Origin of the sequence: Streptomyces sp. NPDC052107 (assembly GCF_040680215.1) — a bacterium.
In the GTDB taxonomy this organism is placed as follows: domain Bacteria; phylum Actinomycetota; class Actinomycetes; order Streptomycetales; family Streptomycetaceae; genus Streptomyces.
Genome location: NZ_JBFAWG010000275.1, coordinates 1 through 1,532, shown reverse-complemented (window position 1 = coordinate 1,532; position 1,532 = coordinate 1). Strand labels below are relative to the sequence as shown.

The following is a 1,532-nucleotide window of genomic DNA, read 5'->3' as shown; positions in this document are numbered from 1 at the left end:
ATGCCCAAGGGCTTGGGCATCACCTGTGATCTCGACGGTGCTCTCCGTGGAGGGCGCCTTCTTCCGCGCGGAGCGTGCGATGAACGGGGCGAGCAGCACGTAGCGGTTGACCTCAGCCGTCCCGGTCGGGCTGAGCGGGGCGGCAATGTAGGTCTTGTGGACCTGGAGCACGCCCTCCTTCGCCAGCTGCCGGAAGCCGCGCTCGGCGGTATCGGGCGACCACCCGTACCACTCCTTCATCCGCTCAGTCGGAAGCTCGAAGAAGGCCGGCTCACAGCTGGCCGTCAGCAGCATGGCCAGGGCCGGGAGGCCGAGCTGGTCGATCAGGCCAGTACGCCAAAGCTCGAACGGGATCTTCAGGTAGGCGTCGCGGTTCTGGTTGCCGGGCCGGGTGTACGGATCGAGGCTTCCGTCCTCGCGCAGCAGCGTGACCTGGATGTCCCAGGTCCCCTTGGGCCGCTCGTAGGTGATCAGGCGGCGTTCCTCAAGACGCTTGAGGACTTTGGTCACCGCCGTACGGGCGGAGGCCGGCATCGCGTCCTCCGTGGTGCCGAAGGCCCTGGCCCACACCATGCCGGGGAGGGTGGTGCTCCACCCCGACTCGGCGGTCTCGGCGCTGGTAATCGCGACGATGAACAGGTAGGCGCGCAGGCCGCGCACATCTCCGTTGGTGACGAACTCGGCCAGTCGGCTGGACCGGTCCGCCTCGTCTCGCTTCTTCTGCACGAACGCCCGCCGGATGGGCGCGAAGTCGCGCGCGGCCCGCTCGAGGAGGGCTTCCCGCGTCTGGGCGGGAGAGGCGACCGGCTTTGGGGATGTCTGCTGCTTCACACCACAGAACATGCCGGACGGGCACCCCGCAGGGCAAACAATCCAGCTTCCGTAGTTCAGACGCTGTAGCGGGTGTCTGGAAGATACGAGTGACGATGACATCTGACGATGACAGTGACGAGCTCAATGTCAATGACACTAGTAGGTGAGGTTCAGAAGGCGCAGCGCTGAACCCGTGGGTCCCCGGCACGGGAACCACCCTCCGAGGCAGAAACTGCCGCCCGCTTCGCCAGAAACCCGCGAAGGCCCGCTGAGGGGCCCAGGGGCCCCTCCTCCCCGAACGTGCCCTCCGCCATCGGGCCCGCATAGGGGCCCTGTAGCCGCTCCAGCCGACGCCGCCGAAGGCGGACAGGATGCCGGTCTCACTCGCGGACCGATCGTCCGCGGGGCCGTCCGTCCTGAGCGACCCGGACTGGAAGTGCCCGTGGCCGCTGAGCTGGCAGCGTCACTTCCGGGTTCTCGCCGACCTGGTCGACGCCGCCGGCGTCCTGCCCTACATCGCGCCGGGCGTCACGTTCGAGGGTGACGACATCTGGACGTGGCGGTGGCGACAGCAGGAGCCGGGCACGTGGGCGCAGCTGATGCCCGAGCAACGCGAGCGCCTGGAGGCGCTGGGTGTGCGGGGCGCGGCCCTCCCCGGGGCGGCTCGGTGAAGGTGCCTTCGGGACCGAGATAGGCGTAGCGCGTGGCTGACATACGCT

The 1,532-nt window shown here is 68.5% G+C and carries 1 protein-coding gene and 1 pseudogene; one reads left to right on the top strand and one right to left on the bottom strand.

Annotated features, from left to right (window positions below):
• Positions 1 to 831, bottom strand: an 831-nt coding sequence (locus AB0M27_RS47765) for a hypothetical protein (protein WP_365732455.1), incomplete at its 3' end; no start/stop codon positions are given.
• 404 nt (positions 832 to 1,235) lie between these two features.
• Between AB0M27_RS47765 and AB0M27_RS47760 the strand changes: the two are divergent.
• Positions 1,236 to 1,469: pseudogene (locus AB0M27_RS47760) on the top strand (helicase associated domain-containing protein); the annotation flags it as partial.
• Between the last annotated feature and the right edge of the window lie 63 nt (positions 1,470 to 1,532).